Consider the following 26,132-nt stretch of genomic DNA (forward strand, 5'->3'; position numbering starts at 1 on the left):
TATTCACTTCCTCGTTAATCTCCTTTCAGGCAGCTCGAATACTGATTCGCCAGCTGGGTCAGGAATTGCGGGTAACTCGCTTTACCCAACGTAATTCCAGTACCCAGCGGATCCAGGGTTCCCATGCGCACAGACGTGCCCCGGGCAACAGCTTCGATAACCGCTGGCCTGAACTGTGGCTCAGCAAAAACGCACGTGGCCTTCTGCTCAACCAGTTGTGTTCTGATTTCGTGTAAACGCTGCGCACCAGGCTGTATTTCAGGGTTGACGGTAAAGTGCCCCAGCGAGGTCAAACCGTAGTGTTTTTCAAAGTAACCGTAGGCGTCATGAAAAACGAAATAGCCCTTCCCTTTCAGCGGTGCCAGCTCATTGCTAACCTGCTTGTCAGTCGCCGCCAGCGCGGCCTCGAACTGCTGCAGGTTGCTGTCGAGTTTGGCTCGACTCTGCGGCATAAGTTCTAATAATTTATCGTGGATTGCAACCGCCGAAAGCCGCGCTATCTCTGGGGATAACCACAGATGCATATTGTAAATACCGTGATGGTGATCGCCGTCACTTTTTTCTGCTGCGCCGTGGTCATGACCATCATGATCGTCATCGTCATCCGCCCCGGTCATCAGCAGCGGCTTCACCCCTTCCAGCTCCGCGATGGTCACCTTTTTATTCGCCGCAATGCTTTGCGTCGACCTATCCATAAAGGCTTCCATTTCCGGCCCAATCCATACCACTAAGTCTGCGTTCTGTAAGCGTTTTACATCAGAAGGCCGCAGTGAATAGTCATGCTCTGAGGCGCCGTCGGGCAATAGCACCTGAGTATCTGTCACCCCATCGGCGATGGCGGCTGCGATAAAGCCCAGCGGTTTCATGGAAGTCACTACGGCGGCGCTGGCCAGCGGAACCTGCGCGAACAAAAAAACAGCGCCAAGTCCAGCGCAAAGAAGCGTATTTTTATGTAACATAATGCGTCTAGTCATCGAAACGAGTGAATGTGATGTGATATTATAACATTCACTAGCTTGTGCAACCCTAAATTACTATGACAAACCTTGTTACGCTGGAAAATGTGTCGGTGGCCTTTGGCCAACGCCGCGTGCTGTCTGACATTTCGCTGGCACTCACGCCAGGCAAAATATTAACCCTGCTGGGCCCGAACGGCGCCGGTAAATCGACCCTTGTGCGAGTGGTTCTGGGGCTGGTAGCACCAACAGAGGGTGTCATCAAGCGGGAAGACCGCCTGCGGATTGGCTACGTGCCGCAGAAGCTGCATCTTGACGCCACGCTGCCGCTGACCGTCAGCCGCTTCCTGCGTTTGCGCCCGGGTACCCGCAAAGACGACATCCTGCCGGCACTGAAACGTGTGCAGGCCGGGCATCTGATCGACGCGCCGATGCAAAAACTCTCCGGCGGCGAAACCCAGCGCGTACTGCTGGCCCGCGCCCTGCTCAACCGCCCACAGCTGCTGGTGCTGGATGAACCGACCCAGGGTGTTGACGTCAATGGCCAGGTGGCGCTTTACGATCTTATCGACCAGCTGCGCCATGAACTGGACTGCGCAGTGCTGATGGTATCGCACGACCTGCATCTGGTGATGGCCAAAACCGACGAAGTCCTGTGCCTGAACCAGCATATCTGCTGCTCCGGCGCGCCGGAGGTGGTCTCCATGCATCCGGAGTTTATCTCCATGTTCGGCCCGCGCGGCGCGGAACAGCTGGGGATTTACCGCCACCACCATAATCACCGCCACGACCTTCAGGGGCGAATTGTACTGCGTCGGGGAAACAGCCGCTAATGATTGAACTTCTGTTACCTGGCTGGCTGGCCGGGATGATGCTGGCCTGCGCCGCCGGTCCGCTGGGCTCCTTTGTGGTCTGGCGCCGCATGTCCTATTTCGGCGACACGCTGGCGCATGCGTCGCTGCTCGGCGTCGCTTTCGGCTTATTACTTAACATCAATCCGTTTTATGCGGTGATCGCCGTGACTTTGCTGCTGGCCGGCGGGCTGGTGTGGCTGGAAAAACGCCCCCATCTGGCGATCGATACCCTGCTGGGCATCATGGCGCACAGCGCACTGTCGCTGGGGCTGGTGGTGGTCAGTCTGATGTCTAACGTCCGCGTCGATCTGATGGCGTACCTGTTCGGCGATCTGCTGGCAGTGACGCCGCAGGATTTGATTGCCATCGCCATTGGCGTAGTGATTGTGATTGGTATCCTACTCTGGCAGTGGCGACCGCTGCTGGCGATGACCATCAGTCCGGATCTGGCGTTTGTCGATGGCGTGAAGCTGCAGCGCGTGAAGTTGCTGTTGATGCTGGTCACCGCTCTGACTATCGGCGTGGCGATGAAGTTCGTCGGCGCGCTGATCATCACTTCCCTGCTGATTATCCCGGCCGCCACCGCCCGCCGTTTTGCCCGCACGCCGGAGCAGATGGCCGCCGTGGCGGTGGGCGTGGGCATGCTGGCCGTTACCGGCGGGTTAACCTTCTCGGCCTTCTACGACACCCCGGCCGGGCCGTCGGTGGTGCTGTGCGCCGCCGTGCTGTTTATTCTCAGCATGACAAAAAAAGCCGCCAGCTGAAAATGAAAAAGCCCGGTCGCGCTGCTGACCGGGCCTCATAATGAACGAAACATCCGTCGCGAACTACGGCATTTCCGGCGGCGTGATCCCGAAATGATTCCAGGCGCGCACCGTCGCCATTCTTCCCCGTGGCGTACGCTGCAGAAAACCCTGCTGAATTAAGTAGGGCTCCAGCACATCTTCAATGGTTTCCCGCTCTTCGCCGATCGCGGCGGCGAGGTTATCCAGCCCCACCGGCCCACCAAAGAATTTATCTATCACCGCCAGCAGTAGTTTACGGTCCATATAGTCGAACCCTTCCGCATCGACATTAAGCATATCCAGCGCCTGGGCAGCAATGTCGGCAGAGATGCTGCCGTCGTGGCGCACTTCCGCGAAGTCGCGCACCCGGCGCAGCAGACGGTTGGCAATACGCGGCGTGCCGCGTGAACGACGGGCCACTTCCAGCGCGCCTTCGTCGCTCATCTCCAGCCCCATATGGCGGGCGCTGCGGCTGACGATATGCTGCAGATCGGGTATTTGATAGAACTCCAGACGCTGCACGATGCCAAAGCGGTCGCGCAGCGGCGAGGTCAATGAACCGGCCCGGGTGGTGGCGCCGATCAGGGTAAACGGCGGCAGATCGATTTTGATGGAGCGCGCCGCCGGACCTTCGCCAATCATAATATCCAGCTGATAGTCTTCCATCGCCGGGTAGAGCACCTCTTCCACCACCGGCGAGAGGCGATGGATCTCATCGATAAACAGCACGTCGTGCGGTTCGAGGTTGGTGAGCATCGCGGCGAGATCGCCCGCTTTCTCCAGCACCGGGCCGGAGGTGGTGCGCAGATTCACCCCCATCTCATTGGCGACAATGTTCGCCAGGGTGGTTTTCCCCAACCCAGGCGGGCCAAAAATCAGCAGGTGATCGAGGGCGTCGCCGCGCAGTTTCGCCGCCTGGATAAAGATCTCCATCTGCGAGCGCACCTGCGGCTGGCCGACATACTCTGCCAGCAATTTTGGGCGGATGGCGCGGTCAACGGCCTCTTCTGCGCCGCTGCTGTCTGCCGATACCAGCCGGTCTGCTTCAATCATCCCTTACCTCACAACGCGGCGCGCAGCGCTTCGCGGATTAGCGTTTCACTGTTGGCGTCCGGACGGGCAATCTTGCTTACCATCCGGCTGGCCTCCTGCGGTTTATAGCCCAGCGCGACCAGCGCGGCAACCGCTTCCTGTTCGGCATCATCTGCCGTCGGGCCTGCCGGCGAGGTCAGCACCAGATCGGCCGCCGGAGTGAACAGGTCGCCGTGCAGCCCTTTGAAGCGGTCTTTCATCTCGACGATCAGGCGTTCTGCGGTTTTTTTGCCAATCCCCGGCAGCTTCACCAGCGAGGCGACTTCTTCCCGCTCAACGGCATTGACGAACTGCTGCGCCGACATGCCGGAGAGGATCGCCAGCGCCAGCTTTGGCCCCACGCCGTTGGTTTTAATCAGCTCTTTAAACAGCGTACGTTCCTGTTTGTTGTTAAAACCATACAGCAGCTGGGCATCTTCACGCACCACAAAGTGGGTAAAGACTATCGCCTCCTGACCGGCCTCCGGCAGCTCATAGAAGCAGGTCATTGGCATATGCACTTCATAGCCGACGCCCGCCGTTTCCAGCAACACCAGCGGGGGTTGTTTTTCGAGAATGATGCCTCTGAGTCTGCCTATCACGTGGGGCTCCTGCGTTATGGTCTAAGTATCTGGCGGTATCATAAAAAAAGGCTGGATAGATATCCAGCCTGATTTGCGATTATCGTAAGCGCCCTCGCGCCAGATTGAGCCGGGTCTCGCTGACCTGAGCAACATTCTGGCTGATATGGCAATGGGTGATGGCAATCGCCAGCGCATCCGCCGCATCCGCTTGCGGATTGGCAGGCAGTTTGAGCAAGGTGCGCACCATGTGCTGAACCTGGCTCTTTTCGGCGCTGCCGATCCCGACAACGGTCTGCTTGACCTGACGGGCGGCGTATTCAAACACCGGCAGCGACTGATTGGTCGCTGCAACGATCGCCACTCCGCGCGCCTGCCCAAGCTTTAACGCCGAATCGGCGTTCTTCGCCATAAAGACCTGCTCAATGGCGAAATAGTCGGGCTGAAACTGGGTGATGATCTCCGTCACCCCGGCGTAGATCAGCTTCAGCCGCGACGGCAGATCGTCCACTTTGGTGCGGATGCATCCGCTGCCAAGGTAGCTCAACTGCCGTCCGACCTGGCGGATCACGCCATAACCGGTGACGCGCGACCCCGGGTCAATGCCGAGAATAATAGCCATCACGCGCCTCCGGTTAACCGTGGATGCGACTGCATCACAGGGTGGCCGCGACCTCGTCGGAGATCTCGCCGTTATGGTACACTTCCTGCACGTCGTCGCAGTCTTCCAGCATATCGATCAGACGCAGCAGCTTCGGCGCCGTCTCGGCATCCATATCCGCTTTGGTGGACGGGATCATCGAGACTTCGGCAGCGTCGGCTTTCAGGCCAGCGGCTTCCAGCGCGTCGCGCACAGCACCCATCTCTTCCCACGCGGTGTAGACGTCGATGGCGCCGTCGTCATAGGTCACCACGTCTTCTGCGCCAGCTTCCAGCGCCGCTTCCATAATGGTGTCTTCATCGCCTTTCTCGAAGGAGATGACGCCTTTCTTGCTGAACAGGTAGGACACGGAGCCGTCGGTACCGAGGTTACCACCGGTTTTGGTGAAAGCGTGACGCACTTCCGCAACGGTACGGTTACGGTTGTCGGACAGACATTCCACCATTACCGCGGTACCGCCAGGGCCATAGCCTTCGTAAATGATGGTTTCCATGTTCGCGTCTTCATCACCGCCGACGCCGCGCGCGATGGCGCGGTTCAGGGTGTCGCGCGTCATGTTGTTTGACAGCGCTTTATCAACGGCCGCACGCAGGCGCGGGTTGGAAGCCGGATCGCCGCCGCCCAGACGCGCCGCAGTCACCAGCTCGCGAATGATTTTCGTAAAGATTTTACCGCGTTTAGCATCCTGTGCCGCTTTGCGGTGTTTGGTGTTGGCCCATTTACTATGACCTGCCATAAAAAACTCTCCAAAAAGCGCGCCCTTTCAGGCGGCGTTAATTACAAATTCTTCAATCGCCTGCCGGTTGCTCCACGACTTGGTCAGCGCAGCGGCTTCCGTCGCGCTGACCCAGCGGTAGGCCAGATGTTCGGTGAAGGTAATCTCCCGCTCATGAGGCAGCGCAAGACAGAACCAGAATTCTGTATTGCGCTCTACACCCGGCGCATAGCGATGACGCAAATGAGAAAATATCTCGAACTCCACCGTGCGCTGACAGTCAATTAAGGTCAGTTGCTCGCAGGCAACATCAATGGCGACCTCTTCCTTTACTTCACGCGCGGCGGCCTGCAGCGCGGTCTCTCCAGCTTCCAGGCTGCCGGTCACCGACTGCCAGAACGCGGGATCGTCACGCCGCTGTAACATCAGCACCCGTTTCGTATCTTCGGCGTAAATCACCACCAGCACCGAAACGGGCAGCTTAAATGACATATTACTTGTTCTCCAGAGACGCTTTCGCCTCTTTCTCCACAACCTGAATACCCAGTTCACCGAGCGCAGCCGGATTGGCGAAGCTTGGCGCTTCGGTCATCAGACAGGCCGCGGCGGTGGTTTTCGGGAAGGCGATAACGTCGCGGATGTTATCGGTACCGGTCAGCAGCATGGTCAGACGGTCAAGACCGAACGCCAGACCCGCGTGCGGCGGCGTACCGTATTTCAGCGCATCCAGCAGGAAGCCGAATTTTTCACGCTGCTCTTGTTCATTAATGCCCAGAATACCAAATACGGTCTGCTGCATGTCGCCACGGTGAATACGAACAGAACCGCCGCCGACTTCATAACCGTTAATGACCATATCATAGGCGTTCGCTACGGCCTCTTCCGGCGCAGCTTTCAGCTCGTTCGCGGTCATATCTTTTGGCGAAGTGAACGGATGGTGCATCGCCGTCAGGCCGCCTTCGCCGTCGTCTTCGAACATCGGGAAGTCGATCACCCACAGCGGCGCCCATTTGCTCTCGTCAGTCAGGCTCAGGTCTTTACCGAGCTTCAGACGCAGCGCGCCCAGCGCGTCCGCCACCACTTTCTTGTTGTCGGCGCCGAAGAAGATCATATCGCCGTCCTGCGCGCCGGTGCGTTCGAGGATCGCTTCCACGATCTCAGCGGTGAGGAATTTCGCCACCGGGCTGTTGATCCCGTCCATGCCTTTCGCTCGCTCGGTCACTTTAATATAGGCCAGCCCCTTCGCGCCGTAGATCTTCACAAAGTTGCCGTATTCGTCAATCAGCTTGCGGGTCAGAGAGGCACCGCCCGGGACGCGCAGGGCCGCCACGCGCCCTTTCGGATCGTTGGCCGGGCCGGCAAAGACCGCGAACTCCACGGACTTCAGCAGGTCGGCGACGTCCACCAGCTCCATCGGGTTACGCAGATCCGGTTTATCGGAGCCATAGCGACGTTCGGCTTCGGCGAAGGTCATGATCGGGAAATCACCCAGGTCGACGCCTTTAATTTCCAGCCACAGCTGACGCACCATTGCTTCCATGATCTCACGCACCTGTGGCGCGGTCATAAAGGAGGTTTCCACATCGATCTGGGTAAATTCAGGCTGACGGTCGGCACGCAGGTCTTCATCGCGGAAACATTTAACGATCTGATAATAGCGATCGAACCCGGACATCATCAGCAGCTGTTTGAACAGCTGCGGAGACTGCGGCAGCGCGTAGAATTTGCCTTTATGCACGCGGGAAGGCACGAGGTAATCGCGAGCGCCTTCCGGGGTGGCTTTGGTCAGCATCGGAGTTTCGATGTCGAGGAAGCCATGGTCGTCCATAAAGCGGCGCACAAAGCTGGTGATTTTCGCGCGGGTTTTCAGACGCTGCGCCATTTCCGGACGACGCAGGTCGAGGTAGCGGTATTTCAGACGCGCTTCTTCGGTGTTGACGTGATTGGAGTCCAGCGGCAGCGATTCTGAACGGTTAATAATCGTCAGATCGGAGGCCAGCACTTCGATGGCGCCGGTGGCCATGTCCGCGTTGATGTTTTTCTCTTCACGCGCGCGGACGGTGCCAGTGACCTGAATGCAGAACTCATTACGCAGTTCAGAGGCTAATTTCAACGCATCCGCACGATCCGGGTCGAAAAACACCTGAACGATGCCTTCGCGGTCGCGCATATCGATAAAAATGAGGCTACCGAGATCGCGACGGCGGTTGACCCAACCACACAGAGTCACCTGCTGCCCAACGTGGGACTGTCGAAGCTGTCCGCAATATTCTGTACGCATGAGATATCCCTTAACTTAGCCGTCGGCGGATTGTCGTCTGCCCTGCAGGCGACGAGGTCGCAGCTTTAGCTGATGTCACAACTGAATGAAAAAAGGCGGCTATTATACTGGAAATTCTGTCGTTCGATAAGTCCGACGCACGATGTACGCTGCTTTGCTGCGCGCTTAACGTCTACACTCACATAAATTAACAATATTTGTTACCCTTTTGCTGAAGCCGCGCAGGTATTGTAGCCGCCTGACAACAGAAGAAGATACGGGGATACCATGTTAGAACTCAATGCAAAAAAAACGGCGCTGGTGGTGATCGATCTGCAGGAAGGCATTCTGCCTTTCGCCGGCGGACCACATCGGGCTGACGAGGTGGTGGCGCGCGCCGCTCGCCTGGCAGACAAGTGTCGACAACAGGGTTCACCGGTCATCATGGTCCGCGTCGGCTGGTCGGCCGATTTCGCCGAAGCGCTGAAACAGCCTGTCGACGCTCAGGCCGGGGCGCATACGCTGCCTGAAAACTGGTGGACCTACCCGGCCACGCTCGGTAAGCAGGAGAGCGATATCGAAGTGACCAAACGCCAGTGGGGCGCGTTCTATGGCACCGACCTTGAGCTTCAGCTGCGCCGCCGCGGTATCGACACCATTATTCTCTGCGGTATCTCCACCAACATCGGCGTCGAATCCACCGCCCGCAACGCCTGGGAGCTGGGTTTTAACCTGGTCATCGCCGAAGATGCCTGCAGCGCCGCCTCCGCCGAGCAGCATCAGGGCAGCATGACGCATATTTTCCCGCGCATCGGTCGGGTGCGCAGCACCGAGGAGATCCTCGCCGCGCTATGATTTATATTGGGCTTCCCCAGTGGTCGCACCCGAAATGGGTGCGCCTTGGCATCACCAGCCTTGAAGAGTACGCCCGCCACTTTAACTGCGTGGAGGGCAACACTACCCTGTATGCGCTGCCGAAGCCGGAGATAGTCACCCGCTGGTATGAACAAACCCATGATGACTTCCGCTTCTGCTTTAAATTCCCGGCCACCATCTCGCACCAGGCCGCCCTGCGTCATTGCGACGATTTAAGCAGTGAATTTTTTGACCGCCTGGCGCCGCTGGCCTCGCGCATCGGCCAGTACTGGCTGCAGCTGCCGGCGACCTTCGGTCCTCGCGATCTCCCCGCGCTATGGCATTTTCTCGACGGGCTGCCGAAGGATTTCACCTACGGCGTCGAGGTTCGTCACCCCGAGTTCTTCGCCAAAGGCGAAGCGGAACAGCAGCTCAACCGCGGGCTGCACGAGCGCAACGTTAACCGCGTGATCCTCGATAGCCGCCCGGTCCACAGCGCTGCGGCCACCAGTCCGGCGATGATCGACGCGCAGAAAAAGAAACCCAAAGTGCCGGTACATGCGGTGATGACCGCCCGGCAGCCGATGGTACGCTTTATCGGCGGTGACGACATGGCCCACAACCGGGAACTGTTTCGCGTCTGGCTGCAGACCCTGCCGAAGTGGCATCAGTCTGGCACCCCGTGGCTGTTCCTGCATACCCCAGACATTGCTTACGCGCCGACGCTGGTCGATACGCTGTGGAGCGATCTGCGCACCGCCCTGCCGGCGGCAGGAAATGCGCCGTCGATTCCGCAGCAATCCTCCCTTTTCTGATATCCTGCTATCATAATCGGAGCCATCTGCCAGAGTTAAAGGGAGTTTTCGTATGGTCAGCGCGCTGTATGCCGTTTTAGGTGCGTTATTGTTAGTGAAGTTCTCGTTCGACGTGGTGCGGTTACGCACCCAATACCATGTAGGCTACGGTGACGGCGGCTTTAGCGAGCTACAGGTCGCCATCCGCGTTCACGGTAATGCCGTCGAATATGTGCCGATTGGCCTCATTTTGCTGTTATTTATGGAGATGAACGGCGCCCAGACCTGGATGGTGCACGTTTGCGGCATTTTATTGATTGTCGGGCGACTGATGCACTCCTGGGGTTTTCATCACCGCGTCTACCACTGGCGCCGCTCCGGCATGAGCGCCACCTGGTGCGCCTTGTTGCTGATGGTGCTGGCCAACCTCTGGTATATGCCCTGGGAGTTGGTTTTCTCCCTCCGTTAGCGCACAATACGCCGTTTTCGTTTTTTCGGGTTTAACGTTATGTCTCACCGCGATACGCTTTTTTCCGCGCCGATTGCCAGCCTCGGCGACTGGACCTTTGATGAACGGGTTGCTGAAGTCTTCCCGGATATGATCCAGCGCTCAGTGCCCGGCTATTCCAATATCATCTCGATGATCGGCATGCTGGCCGAGCGCTTCGTTCAGCCCAACACCCAGGTTTACGATCTTGGCTGTTCGCTGGGCGCCGCCACCCTCTCTGTGCGCCGCAATATTAGTCATCCGGGCTGTCGCATTATCGCCATCGACAACTCTCCCGCGATGGTAGAGCGCTGCCGTCGCCATATTGACGCCTATAAAGCGCCGACGCCGGTCGAGGTCATTGAAGGGGATATCCGCGATGTGGCCATTGAAAACGCCTCGCTGGTGATCCTGAACTTTACCATTCAGTTCCTTGAGCCGGGCGATCGCCAGGCGATCCTCAATAAAGTCTATCAGGGGCTTAATCCGGGCGGCGCGCTGGTGCTCTCGGAGAAATTCAGCTTCGAAGACGCCCACGTCGGCGAGCTGCTGTTCAATATGCATCATGATTTTAAACGCGCGAACGGCTACAGCGAGCTGGAGATCAGCCAGAAACGCAGCATGCTGGAAAATGTGATGCTGACGGACTCCGTGGAAACCCATAAAGCCCGCCTGCGTCAGGCTGGGTTTGAACATGCCGAACTGTGGTTCCAGTGCTTTAACTTTGGCTCGCTGGTGGCAGTAAAATCCGGGGAGCAGGCATGATCGACTTCAGTAATTTCTATCAGCTGATCGCCAAAAGCCCGCTGTCTCACTGGCTGGAAACCTTGCCAGCTCAGGTAGCCGCCTGGCAGCGCGAGGCCCTGCACGGCAAGTTTCGCGAATGGGAGCGCGCCGTTGAGTTTCTTCCGGAATTAACGCCGTGGCGTCTGGATCTCCTGCACAGCGTCACCGCCGAGAGCGAAACGCCGCTCAGCGAAGGCCATCAGCTGCGGGTAGAAAACCTGCTTAAAAACCTGATGCCGTGGCGCAAAGGGCCTTATTCGCTGTACGGCATTAATATCGATACCGAATGGCGTTCCGACTGGAAATGGGAGCGCGTCCTGCCGCACCTGTCCGATCTTACCGGGCGGACTATCCTCGACGTGGGCTGCGGCAGCGGCTATCACATGTGGCGAATGATCGGCGCCGGCGCGCATCTGGCGGTCGGCATCGATCCCACCCAGCTGTTCCTGTGCCAGTTTGAAGCGGTGCGTAAGCTGCTCGGCAACGACCAGCGGGCGCATCTCCTGCCGCTGGGCATCGAGCAGCTGCCGGCGCTGGAGGCCTTCGACACCGTGTTCTCGATGGGCGTGCTCTACCACCGCCGCTCGCCGCTGGACCATCTGTGGCAGCTGAAAGATCAGCTGGCGCCGGGAGGCGAGCTGGTGCTGGAGACGCTGGTGGTCGAAGGGGATGAAAATACGGTGCTGGTTCCGGGCGACCGCTATGCGCAGATGCGCAACGTCTATTTTATTCCCTCGGCGGCGGCCCTGAAAATGTGGCTGGAGAAGTGCGGGTTTATCGATGTGCGCATCGTCGATGCCTGCGTCACCTCGACCGATGAGCAGCGGCGCACCGAATGGATGACCAGTGAATCGCTGGCCGATTTCCTCGACCCGCAGGATCAGCGCAAAACCGTGGAGGGGTATCCGGCTCCGCTGCGCGCGGTGATTATCGCCACCAAACCGGAAACGCAGCAGTCGCTGGCAAAAAAAGCGAGATAAAAAAAGGCCCCTGTTTAATGGGCAGGGGCCTGGTACGGGCAATCATCATATTGGGCGACATGATGTGCAGCAAAAAACCGTTTAACTTCTCCAGGCGGAGATAATCCCTTTCATCTCCGCCACCGCTTCGCCATTGACGGCGTAGCGCCTGTATTCGTCCGCATCGGGATCGGCTGACATCGAAACGCCTGGATGACGAAAGCGCATCTCCGATGGCAACCACTGGCCTGCAGAGCTATGAACCTCTTTCACCGCCGCCTGCAGCAACAGCGGCAGGTTCGCGGCGCGCACTCCCGCACCGGCCATAATGATTGGAGTATCCCCTGCGGCAATAAGTTCCGTAATTAATGAAATACCTTTCTCCGCCGAGGATTGCTGACCGGAAGTCAGGATACGTTTAACCCCCAGCTCACCCAGCGTCTTCCAGGCCTGACGCGGGTCGGCACACAGATCGAACGCGCGATGAAAGGTCACCGCCAGCGGCCCGGCCGCGGCCATTATTTTTTTCATCCGCGGGATATCGACCTGGCCATCGGCATTCAGTACGCCGGTCACCACCCCGGGAAAGCCGAGCTCCCGCACCATGCGGATATCGCTAAGCATCGCGGCGAACTCCTCTTCGGTGTAGCAGAAATCGCCGCCGCGCGGGCGAACGATCGGATGCACCGGGAGGGTAATCGCCTCGCGGACCGAGACCAGCACCCCATAAGAGGGTGTTAATCCCCCTTCCTGCGGCGCGGCGCAGAGTTCAATACGATCGGCGCCGCAGCGCTCAGCCTCCCGAGCGCACGCCATGCTGTAGCAACACACTTCCAGTACCGCCATTCCTCTCTCCCTGATCCAGACAACCTTTGCAGCATGTCATGATTTCACGCGGCAGACGCCGCGCGGCTTCACACTGTTACGTATCGGCTTGCTCGCTGGCGACGATTTGTTCAATCGACCACGGATGAAATTTCACCGTCACGCTGCCGTCGGTCACCGCCAGGGTGGGATTCGGCAGACGCTCATGCTGCCCTTTCGGCGAGCTGGTTTTGACGACGATCCCCGGCTGGCTGAGTCCATCATCGGCCAGCAGCGCCAGCGCGCGGGCATTTAAGGTTGCCGGATCGCCAGGCAGGACAATTTCAATATGCTCCCAGCCTTCATGGGGATAACGCTTTTCACCCGGCCACGGCAGCTCAATGATATGGAAGCGCCAGTGCGCCACGCAGACCGGCTCCGCCAGCTTGAACAGGCAAATGGGCCGGCCGTTAATCATATTCTCCGACAGCAGGGTTCCGCACTGTTCCAGACCGCGGCGCCAGCGTTCCGCAGTGGTATTCTGATGACAGCGCAGGGAGATATGGTCGGCGTCGAGCCCGGCGATCTCCAGTCCCAGTCGCGCAGTGAAGCGCTGAAGCGCATCGGAAAATCGCGGGAGATCCGCCGTAATATCGGCCAGTTGTTCAATTTGCTGCCAGTTTGCCATGGGTTTGCTCGTCAATGATGCTCGTCAGTAATGAAAAGGTAATTTACCGTGTTTCGGTCTGCGGACCAACCGCCGCCCTGCTGATGGGCAACTGAACGGCGATGGATTGCGCACGCCGCCGCGCCGCGCGCAATGCTGACGGACGGGGACAAATGCAGTATACTCCCGCCCTAATTTGTCCACATTATGGCGCTGCCTCCCTCGGGGGCAGGCGCATTACACGTAAGGTATTCCGGTGAATATTCAGGCTCTTCTCTCAGAAAAAGTCAGCCAGGCCCTGATCGCGGCAGGCGCGCCTGCCGATTGCGAACCTCAGGTCCGCCAGTCAGCAAAAGTTCAGTTCGGTGACTATCAGGCCAACGGCGTGATGGCTGTCGCCAAAAAACTGGGCATGGCGCCGCGACAACTTGCAGAGCAGGTACTGTCTCATCTTGACCTCAACGGCATTGCCAACAAGGTTGAAATCGCCGGGCCGGGCTTTATCAATATTTTCCTCGATCCTGCTTTTCTGGCGGACAACGTCAACCGCGCGCTGCAGTCTGAGCGCCTGGGCGTCACGAAACCGCAGGCGCAGACTATCGTCGTCGACTACTCGGCACCCAACGTAGCGAAAGAGATGCACGTTGGCCATCTGCGTTCGACCATCATTGGCGATGCTTCAGTCCGTACCCTGGAGTTCCTGGGTCATAAGGTGATCCGCGCCAACCACGTCGGCGACTGGGGCACTCAGTTCGGTATGCTGATCGCGTATCTGGAAAAACAGCAGCAGGAAAACGCCGGTGAGATGGCCCTGGCCGACCTCGAAGGTTTCTATCGCGAAGCGAAAAAGCACTACGACGAAGACGAAGCCTTCGCCGAGCGCGCACGTAGCTACGTGGTTAAACTGCAGGGCGGCGATCAGTACTTCCTGCAGATGTGGCGTAAGCTGGTCGACATCACCATGTCGCAAAACCAGATCACCTACGATCGCCTGAATGTGACGCTGACCCGCGATGACGTAATGGGTGAGAGCCTGTACAACCCGATGCTGCCGGGGATCGTCGCCGATCTGAAAGCCAAAGGGCTGGCGGTTGAGAGCGAAGGCGCCACCGTGGTGTTCCTTGATGAGTATAAAAACAAGGAAGGCGAACCGATGGGCGTCATCATCCAGAAAAAGGATGGAGGCTACCTTTACACCACCACCGATATCGCCTGCGCGAAGTATCGCTATGAAACGCTGCACGCCGACCGCGTGCTCTATTACATCGACTCTCGTCAGCACCAGCACCTGATGCAGGCGTGGACCATCGTGCGTAAAGCAGGCTACGTGCCGGACTCTGTGCCGCTGGAGCACCATATGTTCGGTATGATGCTGGGGAAAGACGGCAAGCCGTTTAAAACCCGCGCCGGCGGTACCGTGAAGCTGGCCGATCTGCTGGACGAAGCGCTGGAGCGCGCCCGTCGCCTGGTAGCGGAGAAAAACCCGGACATGTCGGCTGACGAGCTGGAAAATCTGGCGAAAGTGGTCGGTATCGGCGCGGTGAAATATGCCGATCTGTCGAAAAACCGCACCACCGATTACGTTTTTGACTGGGATAATATGCTGGCGTTCGAAGGCAACACCGCGCCGTATATGCAGTATGCCTATACCCGCGTGCTCTCCGTCTTCCGCAAAGCCGGCATCGACGAAAACGCGATGAACGACGCGCCGGTGGTCATCGCCGAAGATCGCGAAGCCCAGCTGGCCGCGCGCCTGTTGCAGTTTGAAGAGACCCTCTCCGTGGTCGCTCGCGAAGGGACGCCGCACGTGATGTGCGCCTACCTGTACGATCTGGCGGGGCTATTCTCCGGCTTCTACGAGCATTGCCCGATCCTCAGCGCGGAAAGCGAAGAGACCCGCAACAGCCGCCTGAAGCTGGCGCTGCTGACGGCGAAAACCCTCAAGCTGGGTCTCGATACCCTGGGTATCGAAACCGTAGAGCGTATGTAACAAACAACCCGGCGAAAGCCGGGTTAGTTTTATTCGGCGCCCCGTCAGCGGGGCCCCTGCTCAGAAATACTTGCGCAGATACTCCGTCAGACAAAGGATCGCCATCGCCTGGCCATAGGGCATCGAGGTAAGCGGGATCTGGCGATAAAAATCAAGGTCTGCCCCCATTCCGGTGCCAAACGAGGTCTGCAGCAGCTCCCCCTGCGGCGAAATATTCTGCACAATCCCGCGAATCGCTTTTTCAGCCACCCCGGCATAGTGCTGCCCGACGTAACGCTTGCGCACCGCTTTGAGAATGCCGTAAGCAAAGCCGGCGGTCGCGGAGGCCTCAAGATAAGAGTGCGGATCGTCCAGCAGGGTATGCCACAGGCCGCTGTCGTCCTGGCATTTTGCTAAGGCGGCAATCTGTGCGTCGAGTACCGTCATCAGATAACGCCGTACCGCGTTCCCCTCGGGGAGATCCACCAGCTCCAGAAAATCCGGGATCACCATGGTGAGCCAGCTGTTGCCCCGCGCCCAGCGCGCCCGGGCAAAGTTGTGCCGTCCCTCATAGTTCCAGCCGTGAAACCACAGCCCGGTCTCCCGGTCCATCAGGTTCTGCACATGGAGCAGGAACTGGTAGGTCGCCTCCTCCACATACTGTGGGCGGTGAAGCAGCTTGCCAATTTTGGCTAACGGCAGCACGGTCATCATCAGCGTGTCATCCCACATTTGCTGATGGTTCTCCTCCGCCAGGGTCATGTGCTGCATGCCGCCCTGCTCGGTGCGCGGCATCTCATGCATCGCCCACTCCGCCCAGCTCTCCAGCCACGGCAGATACGCCATCCGGCCGGTCTCTTCAAAGCGGTATGCCAGGGTCAGGAACGGGGCCATCGTATTGACGTTTTTGGTCGTTGCCCCCTCGGCGAAGCGGTCGGCAAACCAGCGGTCGATGATATCGCGCATCTCGATATCGCCGGTTTGCTGATAATACTGATAGATGCCGTACAGCCCAACCCCGTGGGTCCACTCCCAGCCGGCCCAGCCTTTGGTATCGATCACGCGCCCGTCATCGAGGCGCAGTAAAAATTGCCCGCTCTCATCCTTAATGTTCACCAGGTTTTGCGTCACGTTGCGGATCAGTGCCTGCAGTTCGCTGCGGGCGATAAAACGCTCAGGCTGACACAGTAATGGGCTATGTTTGACCGGCCAAACTTTCATGTTATTAACCTCGGGTGTATGTCGAATTTAAAGCGCCGCCCTGGGTGAGCCCCGGGGCAGCAGGTTTATGACGATTCAGATAGCCAATATTGTTATTGCCCCACAGGCAGTCGTAAGGCATCCCCGCCAGCATTTCGACCACCGCGCGGTGTTCCGCAATGGTCTGTTCCGGCTGGGCACTGCCGAGATCGCGCATTCTGAGGGTTTCACTGCGCAGGATGCTGTGGGTGTGCAGGTTGAGCTTGAAGCGTAGCGAGACGAGGAAGCCGCAGGCTAACACCACCAGGGTGCCGACGCTGAGGATCAGTAAAATGGTATGGCTCACGCCTGGCGGTTGTATTTTTTGCCCGGAGACAAACCCCGACAGCTGCATGATGATACCCACCAGCATGACCGCCCCCGCCTGCGAGGCTTTGCGGGTCAGCGTCATGATGCCGGCAAAAATTCCTTCGCGGCGCTGGCCGGTGATCGCCTCGTCGACGTCGGCAATATAGGTATAGGTATTCCACGGTACGTAGTTAATCCCGCCGCGTCCCAGTCCGGCGACAGCAGAGATGAGCAGCAGTAAGGAATAGACGTCGCTCAGTCCGGCGTAATAGAGCAGCGCATACGAGAGCGAGCTCAGGCCAAACAGGACCACCACCATGCGGTAGGACGGCGCGGGACCAAAGCGAATGCACAACGGGATCATGGCGATCACCGCAATAAACTGGAAGATGGCCATCGTCCCGAGCAGATTCGAGGCGACAGAGGCTTCCTGCATCAGGACAAAAACCACGTAATAGGTAAACACGGCATTGAAGACGTCCTGGGCGATATAGCCCCCCAGATACATGCCGAGGTGCTGGCGGAAAATTTTTATCCGCAGCGTGGAGCTTAGCTCAATCACCAGGCGATTGAGGCTCTGAGCGAGGGTTAAGTTTTGTTTTTCCGCTTCCGCCCGCAGCGCCGCCTCTGACCACGCCTCACGCGGCCGTTCCCACGTGAAGCACCAGACGAAGGTCAGCATCACCGCGCACAGGACCGAGAACACCAGACTGGCATAAAAGAATGAGCTGGCATTGTCTTTCCCGAGCCAGGTGAGGAGGATCCCCGGCAGAAAGGAGGCTAAAATCGCCGACATTTGCGCCATCGAGATGCGCGCGCCAGAAAATTTGGTTTTCTGTTTAAAGTCATCAGTCATCTCTGGCACCAGCGTTTCGTAGGGCACCAGAATCATGGTGTAAACCATATCAAACAGCAGATAGGTGACGAGGTAGTACCAGAAGCCCATCTCGCCGACCCACATCGCTGAATAGCTGAATACGCACGGAATGCCGAGCAGAATAAAGAATTTTCTGCGGCCGAAGCGCTTTCCGAGCCAGGTGGTGCCGAAGTTATCGGTGAGAAAGCCCATCAGCGGGCTCACCACCGCATCCAGCACGCGGGCAGCAGCAAAAATAAGCGTGGCCTCAATCGGGGTCAGTCCGCAGAAGGTCGTGTAAAAGTAGAGTAGCCATGCGGCAGTTAGCGCTGTCGTGCCGGCGCCGAGAAAATCGCCCGCGCCGTAGGCCAGGTAGTTAGCCAGTCCAATTTTTCGTGTTTTCATCGCCGTGATCCTGTGTCTTTTATTAAAAGAACGCCGACAATCGTTCCGGATTTGCCACCGGAAGGGAGTGGGTACCTGGCTACACTAAAAGCAGTGAAACGACGTTACCTTTGTGTTTTTGCCACGGAACAACTGCCGGTGGCAAAATGACAAAGAGACGATGTCTCTACTTCACTCATTTATAAAACAGCATTTCTTTTAAATAAAAAGGCAGGTTCATTTATGTGATCTTGTGGGGAAAACACGGACTGGCGAAGAGCGTCGCAAATCACGGGAGCAGCCCTTGCGCCGCTGGGGAAACAGGAGTAAAGAAGGAAAGAAAGGGTTATTCCGCGTATCTCAAGGAGGCCAGATGCCTTATTCACATCTGCTGGTTGCCGTCGCGCCAACACCGGAGAGTCAGATATTAATTAAAAAAGCGGTGTCGATTGCCCGCCCCGTTAACGCGAAAGTGAGCTTTATCACCTTCGCCACGGATCCGGAGATGTATAACCAGTTCGCCGCACCGATGATGGAAAATCTGCGTGAGCTGATGCAGGAAGAAACGCGGGAGTTTCTCAATGAGCTGGCTCGTCAGGCGGACTACCCGATAGAAAAAATGACCATCGCCTGCGGCGAACTGGGTCACCATGTCAAAGACTTTTGCCAGTCGCACAAGGTTGATCTGGTGATCTGCGGCAATCACAACCACTCGCTTTTCTCGCGCGCCACCTGCTCGGCGAAAAATATCGTCGGCAGTAGCGGCGTCGATGTTCTGCTGGTTTCCCTTGAAAAGGGCTAACGCCGCTTAGCCCTTTTCCTGAACTAGGCCAGTTTAGGGAAGGTGGCTATCTTCCCCCGCAGGCGGCTCTCCTCGCTGCGCGGCGAAATATGCTGCAGATCGTCGACAAAACGCGCCTGCCAGTTATGAATATCATTCTCTCTGATCACGTCCAGCATCGCGGAATGACGGGCGATACGTTCCGGCAGCGGCATGCTGAGAGCACGATCCAGCGCGGTGGCAACCTCATCGCGATCGTAAGGGTTGACGATCAGCGCGCTGGTCAGCTCCTGCGCCGCCCCGGCAAACTGCGACAGGACCAGCACCCCGGGGTTATCCGGATCCTGCGCTGCGACGTATTCTTTCGCCACCAGGTTCATGCCATCACGCAGCGGCGTCACCAGCCCGACGTCAGAGTAGCGGAAGACCTTCATCAGCAGCTTACGGTCAAAATGCTGGTTCAGGTAGTAGAGCGGGGTCCAGCCAAGCTGGCCAAACTGGCCATTGATGCGTCCGGCTGCAGTTTCCAGCTGGTGACGAATATCCTGATAGGCCTGTACATCGCCACGGGAAGTGGGCGCGATCTGGGTATAACGGATCTTGCCATGATGTTGAGGGTACTTCTCAAGCAGCGTCTCATAGGCGAGGAATCGCTCCGGCAACCCTTTCGAGTAGTCAAGCCGCTCCACGGAGAAAATATTCTTCACATTTTTCAGCTCATTCTTCAGCTGAGCCAGCTTCGGCGGCAGCGGGCCTTTGGCGTTGCGCGTAATTTCGTCCGGATCGATCCCAATCGGATAAACCTCGGTACTGAACGCCTTACCCCATGCCTGATAGCGTTTGTCCCCGAGATCGGAGAGTCGGGTCTGCATGGCAATGCTGTCAAGAAAGGCGGTTCTGTCGCTTTCGGTCTGGAAGCCCAGCAGATCGTAATCGCACAGTTGCTCCAGCAGCTCGGCATGCGGCGGTAGCGCGTTAAAAATCTCCGGCGTCGGGAATGGAATATGCAAAAAGAAGCCGATCCGGTTGTTCACTCCGCGCTTACGCAGTTCACTGGCGAACGGCAGCAGATGGTAATCATGGATCCACAGCGTATCGTCTGGCTCGATCAGCGGCAGAAGCTTGTCCGCCAGCATCGCGTTGACCCGCAGATATCCCTCCCAGGCTTCGCGCTGGAAGCTGACCAGGTCAAGACGATAGTGGAAGGCCGGCCACAGCACGGCGTTGGAAAACTGGTTGTAATATTCATCATGGTCCCGTTCATTCAGGTTGAACGACGCCCAGGAGATATTTCCGCGGGAGACCTGCTTCAGCGGCTGCTGGTCATCGCCAATTTCGCCGCTCCAGCCAAACCACAGACCCCCCGCCGCTTTCAGTGCCCCCAGGATGCCGACGGCCAGACCGCCAGCGCTCGATTTTTTATCGTCCGGTAAGGCGATACGGTTAGAGACTACGACTAAACGACTCATGGTCATCCCTCCTTTCGGTTTGCGCGTCATACGCCAGATGTTGCAACCACGTCCTTACAGCGGCGGCATCCGCCAACCGCCAGTGCGCCTGCGTTTCCCCGGCGCCGACTTTTACCGACATTCCCTGCAGTTGATTAACCACGCTAAATCCCGCCTCATCGGTCAAATCATCGCCGACAAAAACCGGTTCGCGGCCGGCAAACGGCGCCTCCTGCATGAAGGCGCTGATCGCCTCCCCTTTGTTCACTCCGCGGGGTTTAATCTCCACCACGCATTTACCCAGCTGCAATGCCAGCAGCGGGTAGCGCTGAACGATGCGCTGAGCCAGCTCCAGTACTGCGCTCTGCTGCTGCGGAGCCTGGCGGTAGTGCAGCGCGAAGGCCATCTCTTTACTCTCCAGCTCGCAGCCGGGGAGCCCCTGCAGCGCCGAGGTCAGCTCAGTCGCGATTTCATCGCGCAGCGCCGACGGCAGAGAAACGATATAGGTTTTACCATTGATATCACGGCGTTCTGCCCCGTGAACGCCGGCCAGCGGTAGCCGCCAGGGATGGGTTAGCGCGTCAAGTTCAGCCATTGAGCGCCCTGAAATCAATGCCACCGCCCCACCCTGCTGCTGGGCCAGCGCGTTGAGCGCCTGCAACGTGTTGTCGGGTATCACCACCTGATCGGGGTGCGGTTGGATATCGGCAAGAGTACCGTCGAGGTCAAAGAAAAAAGCGTAGTTTCCGGTTAGCGCAGGCGGTACAGATATCTGGTTATCCACCCTGTTTCCTCCTTATCATGGCCAGCCGAAGCTGGTTGTTAATTATATGTTAGCCATGTAAGTATAGACAGTGTGACCAACCTCGCCATTTTTGATAGTTACCGCCAGCGAAACGGGCGCTGGCGGTAATTACTCTGTAGACTTAAAAGTTATGCCTGAAATCAGGCCGCGCGTTTGGCTTTTTGTTTGTAGCGGTCAAAAATCACCGCCGCCAGCAGGATCACACCGCGCACGACGTATTGTGAGAAAGGCGAGATGTTCAGCAGGTTCATCGCGTTCTCCACGGTCCCGAGGATCAGGATCCCGGCGACCACGTAGGAGATCTTGCCGATCCCGCCCTTCAGCGATACCCCGCCCAGCACGCAGGCTGAAATAACAATCAGCTCATAGCCAATCGAGGTCATCGGCTGGCCGCTGGTCATCCGCGACGCCAGAATGATCCCCGCGGCGGCCGATACCAGACCGGAGAGCACAAAGATAATAATCTTGGTGCGCACCACCGGGACCCCGGCCAGACGCGCCGCCTCTTCATTGCCGCCAATAGCCAGCGTATTACGGCCAAAGGTGGTTTTGTTTAGTAATAATCCGAAAACCACCAGGCAGGCGACCGTCAGCCAGATTGGCGCCGGCAGACCAAACCAGTTGGCGTAGCCGAGAGTGAAGAAGCGCTCATCTTCGATCCCCACCGCTTTCCCGTCGGAGATAATGTAGGCCAGGCCCCGGACGATTTGCATCGTCGCGAGGGTGGTGATCAGGGCGTTAATCTTCAGGCGCGCAATGACAAAGCCGTTGACCAGGCCACTGACCGCGCCCAGCAGCAGGCCGGCGGCAATCCCCAGCCACAGGCTTTCGCTCAGGTTAATCACCACTGCGGTAGTGACCCCGGCACAGGCGATAACCGACGCCACCGACAGGTCAAAATCGCCGGAGGCCAGGCAGAAGAGCATGCCGCAGGCCACCATTCCGGACATCGAGATCGCCAGCCCCAGCCCCTTCATATTGACGAATGAGGCAAAGTTGGGCACAAAAATTACGCAGCCGATAAACAGCACAGCAAACACCACCAGCATGCCAAACTGATCCCAAATGCGGGCAAAGCTAAAGGCAGAGCGGGTAGCGCCAGACGTAGTCACAGATGACATCATTTACTCCTTACTCAGGCGACAGCCTGACTCACTTTTGGCATCGCAAGGCTTAACGCCTGCTGTTCATTGGCTTCTTCATGCAGCAGTTCGCCGGCGATTTGCCCTTCGCGCATCACCACGATGCGGTCAGCGACGCCCAGCACTTCCGGCAGGTCGCTGGAGGCAAACACCACGGCAACACCTGAGGCGGCGAGGCCATATATCACGTTGTAAATTTCATGTTTGGCGCCGACGTCGATGCCGCGGGTGGGCTCATCGAGCAGGATCACCTTCATCTCTTCCGACAGCCAGCGGCCAAGGATTGCTTTCTGCTGGTTGCCGCCCGACAGGTTCATGATCAGCTGTTCCGGGCCAGGCGTTTTAATGTTCAGCGACTGGATATGCTGATCGGCATTGTCTGCCTCCCAGGCGTTGTTGATCAGGCAGCCAGCGTGAATATGCTTGCGCCGGGCGCTGATATTGATATTGTCGCGTACGGAGTGAACCGGAATAATCCCCTCTGCTTTGCGATCTTCCGGGCACAGCATCATCCCGGCCTGGATGGCCTGGGCCGGTTTACGAATGTCCACGGGCTGGCCATCGATATACACCTGACCGTCGGTGATCCGGGTGCCGCCAAATAAGCCTTTCATCAGTTCGCTGCGACCGGCGCCCACCAGCCCGAACAGGCCGACGATTTCGCCACTGCGTACCGAGAGGCTGACCGGCGTACGCACGCCCGGTGCTTTGACCTCCTCCAGACGCAGCCGCTCTTCGCCATAGGGGCGAGGTTTCCAGCCGTATATATCGCCCAGATTGCGCCCCACCATCGCCTGAACCAGGGCGTCATGACTGACGCTCGGCATATCGTCAAAAGTGCAGACATAGCGGCCATCCTTAAAGACGGTGATGGCATCGCTGAGGGCAAAAATTTCTTCCATCCGGTGCGAAACATAGATGATGACTCGCCCCTCCTCCCGCAGTTCGCGGATAACGCGAAACAGATTGTCGATCTCCCGAGCGGAGAGCGAACTGGTCGGTTCATCGAAAGCGATGATCTTGGCATTGCGCGCCAGCGCTTTGGCAATCTCCACCATCTGCCACTGGCCTATAGAGAGATACTTCAGCGGCGTCTCCGGATCGATATCCAGCCCCAGATGTTCCAGCTGCAGGCGGGCCTCATAGTTGAGCAACGATCGGTTGACGATACCGCCTCTGTGCGGTAGCTGGCCAAGATAGATATTTTCGGCGACGGTCATCTCCGGGATCAGATGCAGCTCCTGGTAGATAATCGCCACGCCGGCGTTCAGCGCCTCCATGGTATTGCTGAACGCCATCTGCTGGCCGCCGATCTGCAGGTGGCCAGCGGTCGGAATATAGTTGCCGCTGAGAATTTTCAGCAGCGTCGATTTGCCTGCGCCATTTTCACCCATCAGCGCGTGGATCTGTCCGGGGTAGCAGTCAAAACTGATATCGGACAAAGCCTTTACGCCAGGGAACGTCATGGTGATGCCGCGAAATGAGAGATAAGGGGTAGACTGTTGCATAACGACTCCGCTCTTCAGCACTCAGCCCCCGCCGCGGCGGGGGCCAGTTCAACCGGGCTGTTACAGCCCTTTTTTCGCCAGCTCTTCTTTGAAGTTATCGCGGGTAATCAGCACCACATCGGTCACCGCCGTGAACTTCGGCGGCTCAACGCCCTTAGTGACCCAGTTGTAGAGCATTTCGCTGGTTTTATAGCCATGAATATCCGGGCTTGGCAGCAGGGAACCATAGAAGCCGGTCGGTTGCGCCTTCGACAGTTCGTTGACCGCATCCACACCGTTGATGCCGATGCCAATCACATCCGGTGCTTTAAAGCCCTGGCCTTCAGTGGCACGCACGCCGCCGAGCACGGTGTTGTCGTTCATCCCCACGATCAGCCAGTGTTTCACCTGCGGGTGCTGGACCAGCATGGAGTTACCGGCGTCAAACGCCCCCGGGATATCGTTAGATTTTGTCGGCACGCGGTAGATTTGCGCGTCCGGGAAGCCGGCTGCCTTCAGGGCATCGATGGAGCCGGTGGTGCGACGACGGGCGGTGTCCAGCTCATCGGCGGTGATAGCCATCACCGCGGTGTCTTTAACATCCCAGCCGCGTTTTTGCATCTCTTTATAGAGTTCCTGCCCCTGGCGGGCGCCGATTTCGCTGGCCGCCATCATCACCAGCGGTACGCTCTCCATCGGTTTGCCTTTCGCATTGACGAACTGGTCATCGACGGTAATGACCTTCATGTCATAGCCGCGCGCTTTGGCGACAATCGCCGACCCGAGCTTGGGATCGGGGGTACAGATGACAAAGCCCTTCGCGCCGCTGGCTGCCAGGCTGTCGATTGCGTTGAGGGTTTTCTCACCATCCGGAACCGCAATTTTAATGACGTCAAACCCTAAATCTTTTCCTGCTTTATCAGCAAATTTCCACTCAGTCTGGAACCATGGCTCTTCCGGCTGCTTCACCAGAAAACCCAGTTTCAAATTTTCCGCCATAGCTGATTGTGACATAACCGCAGCGAGACCAATGGCCGCCAGCGCTTTAGTAAATTTGTGCATGGTAAACTCCAGCTTTAATTCGCTTTCATGTAGGGAAAAATCGGAATTAACAATTTTATCGGCATCAAAACAAGGCATTAGAAAAATCGCATTCCCCACTGCCGTTGTTAGAGTAGTAATACCCGGAAATTATTTCTCCATACGAGAGCATTATCACATCGCGGAATTACAGTAATTGCGTGCATACATTTAGCAAAAAATGACATAAAAAATGACACAATTGTCATACAATTTTACCGGGCTATAGCAGGATCATCTATACCACCAGCAGACTTATCCTTGTGATGTCAGAGGATGTTTAACAGAGGGTTACAGCGCTGTTATCCCCGGCGATTGCCGGCCTCGTAAAGGGCGTTCGCCTCTGTGCCTCTTAAGTGACAACAGCCCCGTATCGCCGGGCGACCGGGACCGCTTAATATCGCGAAAAAACGGATCTTTTCCGTAATTAATACCGAATTGAAAAAATATTCCGCTTCAAATAAAAGCCTGCAACAAAAAATAAAAATAATGATCATTAGCCAGAAACATTACGCTTGAAATAACTTATTCCGCTCTGTTCTACGACAAATTTCGTAGTCAAATACCTATAACTTATCACTAACGCGATGCCAGCAAGCCCCGGCCAACGGCACATGATTTCAGTCCAGATACCCTCTAAAAATAATGGTGTAACAAAACGTAAATTACCGCGATTGAGAGTTTTCTTAATTCCGTTGAGCGAGTATTCTTAAATCGTCGGCAAATGGAAAAAATACCCGACTCATACGGAATGTGTAGAGTTTTATTATTCTGCAACAGTGCCGCGTGTCACTATTTTATCTTGTGGTTATCCGCAGGATCTGTCGACACGCATCAGTAACCCCTTCCCGGTTAATAAGGATATTTTTTTATGGCAGTTCCAGGAATGGCACAAAAGCTAAACACCCAGATGAATCTTGAGTTTCACGCCTCTAACGTTTACCTGAACTTAAGCGAGTGGTGTGCCCGGCATCGCTTCGACGGCGCCGCGACATTTTTGCGCACCCGCGCGCAAAGCAGCATTACCCTCACCATGCGCGTATTTGACTATCTGAAAAAAGCCGGCAGCTGGCCGATAGTGAATCCCGACCGCGCCTGTAATCCCGAATGCACCTCGCTGGAAGATCTGTTTACCCAAACCCTGAACGATTACCAACAGCGAAGCAGTATGCTGAGCGGTCTTGCCGAAGAAGCCAGGGCACAAAGCGACGACAACACCTGGCGATTTCTGACGCTGCTGGCGGAAGAGCAGCAACAGGATGGTCTGCTGTTGCAAAGCGTGCTTGAGGAAATCCGCAATGCCGATAAAGCTGGTCTCGGAATGGAGCAGACCGATCGGCGTCTGATGGCATTGGTCGGAGAACCACGGAAGCCGCATTAGTCAGCCATTTTCGCTC

Annotated in this window: 26 protein-coding genes; 10 read left to right on the top strand and 16 right to left on the bottom strand. The window is 57.3% G+C overall.

Going from position 1 to position 26,132, the window contains the following annotated elements:
• Positions 1–14 precede the first annotated feature (14 nt).
• On the bottom strand, positions 15–959 hold the full coding sequence (gene znuA / locus SPE70_RS16680; RefSeq protein ID WP_008804251.1) for a zinc ABC transporter substrate-binding protein ZnuA: 945 nt from the start codon (positions 957–959) through the stop codon (positions 15–17).
• A gap of 110 nt (positions 960–1,069) precedes the next feature.
• On the opposite strand from znuA, the gene znuC reads away from it, so the two are divergent.
• A complete protein-coding gene (gene znuC / locus SPE70_RS16685) occupies positions 1,070–1,789 on the top strand; it encodes a zinc ABC transporter ATP-binding protein ZnuC (protein WP_229531798.1) in 720 nt (239 codons plus the stop codon).
• Positions 1,789–2,574 (top strand): zinc ABC transporter permease subunit ZnuB, encoded by a 786-nt coding sequence (gene znuB, locus SPE70_RS16690; RefSeq protein ID WP_008804249.1) that lies wholly within the window; start codon positions 1,789–1,791, stop codon positions 2,572–2,574. Before znuC ends, znuB begins: the two co-directional genes overlap by 1 nt.
• Positions 2,575–2,637: 63 nt before the next feature.
• Here the strand turns inward: znuB and ruvB are convergent, their stop codons facing one another.
• The 6 genes from ruvB to aspS form a co-directional block, all read right to left on the bottom strand.
• Complete coding sequence (ruvB, locus tag SPE70_RS16695) at positions 2,638–3,648, bottom strand: Holliday junction branch migration DNA helicase RuvB (RefSeq protein WP_012541250.1); 1,011 nt, start codon at positions 3,646–3,648, stop codon at positions 2,638–2,640.
• Between the two features lie 8 nt (positions 3,649–3,656).
• A complete protein-coding gene (gene ruvA / locus SPE70_RS16700) occupies positions 3,657–4,268 on the bottom strand; it encodes a Holliday junction branch migration protein RuvA (protein WP_002911454.1) in 612 nt (203 codons plus the stop codon).
• 79 nt (positions 4,269–4,347) lie between these two features.
• On the bottom strand, positions 4,348–4,869 hold the full coding sequence (gene ruvC / locus SPE70_RS16705; RefSeq protein ID WP_008804247.1) for a crossover junction endodeoxyribonuclease RuvC: 522 nt from the start codon (positions 4,867–4,869) through the stop codon (positions 4,348–4,350).
• 34 nt (positions 4,870–4,903) lie between these two features.
• Complete coding sequence (locus tag SPE70_RS16710) at positions 4,904–5,644, bottom strand: YebC/PmpR family DNA-binding transcriptional regulator (protein WP_002911459.1); 741 nt, start codon at positions 5,642–5,644, stop codon at positions 4,904–4,906.
• Positions 5,645–5,671: 27 nt separating this feature from the next.
• Positions 5,672–6,115 carry a dihydroneopterin triphosphate diphosphatase gene (gene nudB / locus SPE70_RS16715; RefSeq protein WP_002911477.1) on the bottom strand — a complete coding sequence of 148 codons (444 nt, stop codon included), beginning with the start codon at positions 6,113–6,115 and terminating at the stop codon, positions 5,672–5,674.
• A 1-nt stretch (position 6,116) separates the two neighbouring features.
• Positions 6,117–7,904: an aspartate--tRNA ligase gene (gene aspS / locus SPE70_RS16720; RefSeq protein ID WP_008804246.1), complete on the bottom strand. Its 1,788-nt coding sequence runs from the start codon at positions 7,902–7,904 to the stop codon at positions 6,117–6,119.
• Between the two features lie 267 nt (positions 7,905–8,171).
• Between aspS and SPE70_RS16725 the strand changes: the two genes are divergently transcribed.
• The 5 genes from SPE70_RS16725 to cmoB are packed head-to-tail and all read left to right on the top strand — an operon-like array spanning position 8,172 to position 11,785.
• Entirely contained in the window at positions 8,172–8,738 is a 567-nt protein-coding gene (locus tag SPE70_RS16725; protein ID WP_008804245.1) for a hydrolase, read from the top strand.
• Entirely contained in the window at positions 8,735–9,553 is an 819-nt protein-coding gene (locus SPE70_RS16730; protein WP_008804244.1) for a DUF72 domain-containing protein, read from the top strand. The genes SPE70_RS16725 and SPE70_RS16730 overlap by 4 nt, the downstream gene beginning before the upstream one ends.
• Positions 9,554–9,605: 52 nt before the next feature.
• The gene (locus SPE70_RS16735) at positions 9,606–10,001 is read left to right on the top strand and encodes an MAPEG family protein (RefSeq protein WP_008804243.1); all 396 of its coding nucleotides are present in this window, start codon (positions 9,606–9,608) and stop codon (positions 9,999–10,001) included.
• Between the two features lie 39 nt (positions 10,002–10,040).
• Complete coding sequence (cmoA, locus tag SPE70_RS16740; RefSeq protein ID WP_008804242.1) at positions 10,041–10,784, top strand: carboxy-S-adenosyl-L-methionine synthase CmoA; 744 nt, start codon at positions 10,041–10,043, stop codon at positions 10,782–10,784.
• Entirely contained in the window at positions 10,781–11,785 is a 1,005-nt protein-coding gene (gene cmoB / locus SPE70_RS16745; protein WP_008804241.1) for a tRNA 5-methoxyuridine(34)/uridine 5-oxyacetic acid(34) synthase CmoB, read from the top strand. Before cmoA ends, cmoB begins: the two co-directional genes overlap by 4 nt.
• A gap of 81 nt (positions 11,786–11,866) precedes the next feature.
• Here the strand turns inward: cmoB and cutC are convergent, their stop codons facing one another.
• Positions 11,867–12,610 (bottom strand): copper homeostasis protein CutC, encoded by a 744-nt coding sequence (gene cutC / locus SPE70_RS16750; protein WP_032730726.1) that lies wholly within the window; start codon positions 12,608–12,610, stop codon positions 11,867–11,869.
• A gap of 76 nt (positions 12,611–12,686) precedes the next feature.
• Entirely contained in the window at positions 12,687–13,256 is a 570-nt protein-coding gene (locus SPE70_RS16755) for a VOC family protein (protein WP_008804239.1), read from the bottom strand.
• Between the two features lie 235 nt (positions 13,257–13,491).
• Here SPE70_RS16755 and argS point away from each other — a divergent pair, with 235 nt between their 5' ends.
• Positions 13,492–15,225, top strand: coding sequence for an arginine--tRNA ligase (gene argS / locus SPE70_RS16760; RefSeq protein WP_012541245.1), 1,734 nt, complete (start codon positions 13,492–13,494; stop codon positions 15,223–15,225).
• A 60-nt stretch (positions 15,226–15,285) separates the two neighbouring features.
• On the opposite strand, the gene SPE70_RS16765 is transcribed toward argS, so the two are convergent.
• Both SPE70_RS16765 and SPE70_RS16770 read right to left on the bottom strand, forming a co-directional pair.
• Positions 15,286–16,425, bottom strand: a complete 1,140-nt coding sequence (locus tag SPE70_RS16765) for a beta-galactosidase BglB (RefSeq protein ID WP_032730728.1) — start codon at positions 16,423–16,425, stop codon at positions 15,286–15,288.
• A 4-nt stretch (positions 16,426–16,429) separates the two neighbouring features.
• Positions 16,430–18,013, bottom strand: coding sequence for an MFS transporter (locus tag SPE70_RS16770; protein ID WP_008804236.1), 1,584 nt, complete (start codon positions 18,011–18,013; stop codon positions 16,430–16,432).
• Positions 18,014–18,365: 352 nt separating this feature from the next.
• On the opposite strand from SPE70_RS16770, the gene uspC reads away from it, so the two are divergent.
• On the top strand, positions 18,366–18,794 hold the full coding sequence (uspC, locus tag SPE70_RS16775; RefSeq protein ID WP_008804235.1) for a universal stress protein UspC: 429 nt from the start codon (positions 18,366–18,368) through the stop codon (positions 18,792–18,794).
• Positions 18,795–18,817: 23 nt separating this feature from the next.
• Here the strand turns inward: uspC and otsA are convergent, their stop codons facing one another.
• The 5 genes from otsA to SPE70_RS16800 form a co-directional block, all read right to left on the bottom strand.
• Positions 18,818–20,242, bottom strand: a complete 1,425-nt coding sequence (otsA, locus tag SPE70_RS16780; RefSeq protein ID WP_012967674.1) for an alpha,alpha-trehalose-phosphate synthase — start codon at positions 20,240–20,242, stop codon at positions 18,818–18,820.
• The gene (otsB, locus tag SPE70_RS16785; RefSeq protein ID WP_008804233.1) at positions 20,217–21,005 is read right to left on the bottom strand and encodes a trehalose-phosphatase; all 789 of its coding nucleotides are present in this window, start codon (positions 21,003–21,005) and stop codon (positions 20,217–20,219) included. The genes otsA and otsB overlap by 26 nt, the downstream gene beginning before the upstream one ends.
• Before the next feature lie 161 nt (positions 21,006–21,166).
• Positions 21,167–22,147 carry an L-arabinose ABC transporter permease AraH gene (gene araH / locus SPE70_RS16790; RefSeq protein WP_004203438.1) on the bottom strand — a complete coding sequence of 327 codons (981 nt, stop codon included), beginning with the start codon at positions 22,145–22,147 and terminating at the stop codon, positions 21,167–21,169.
• 14 nt (positions 22,148–22,161) lie between these two features.
• Positions 22,162–23,676 (bottom strand): L-arabinose ABC transporter ATP-binding protein AraG, encoded by a 1,515-nt coding sequence (gene araG, locus SPE70_RS16795; protein WP_008804232.1) that lies wholly within the window; start codon positions 23,674–23,676, stop codon positions 22,162–22,164.
• A gap of 60 nt (positions 23,677–23,736) precedes the next feature.
• Positions 23,737–24,717: an arabinose ABC transporter substrate-binding protein gene (locus SPE70_RS16800; protein WP_002911518.1), complete on the bottom strand. Its 981-nt coding sequence runs from the start codon at positions 24,715–24,717 to the stop codon at positions 23,737–23,739.
• A gap of 889 nt (positions 24,718–25,606) precedes the next feature.
• Between SPE70_RS16800 and SPE70_RS16810 the strand changes: the two genes are divergently transcribed.
• Positions 25,607–26,116, top strand: coding sequence for a non-heme ferritin-like protein (locus SPE70_RS16810; protein ID WP_012541238.1), 510 nt, complete (start codon positions 25,607–25,609; stop codon positions 26,114–26,116).
• The last annotated feature ends 16 nt before the right edge of the window (positions 26,117–26,132 follow it).

Source organism: Klebsiella sp. ZJOU C1 (genome assembly GCF_035620215.1).
GTDB classification, from domain to species: Bacteria; Pseudomonadota; Gammaproteobacteria; order Enterobacterales; family Enterobacteriaceae; genus Klebsiella; species Klebsiella variicola.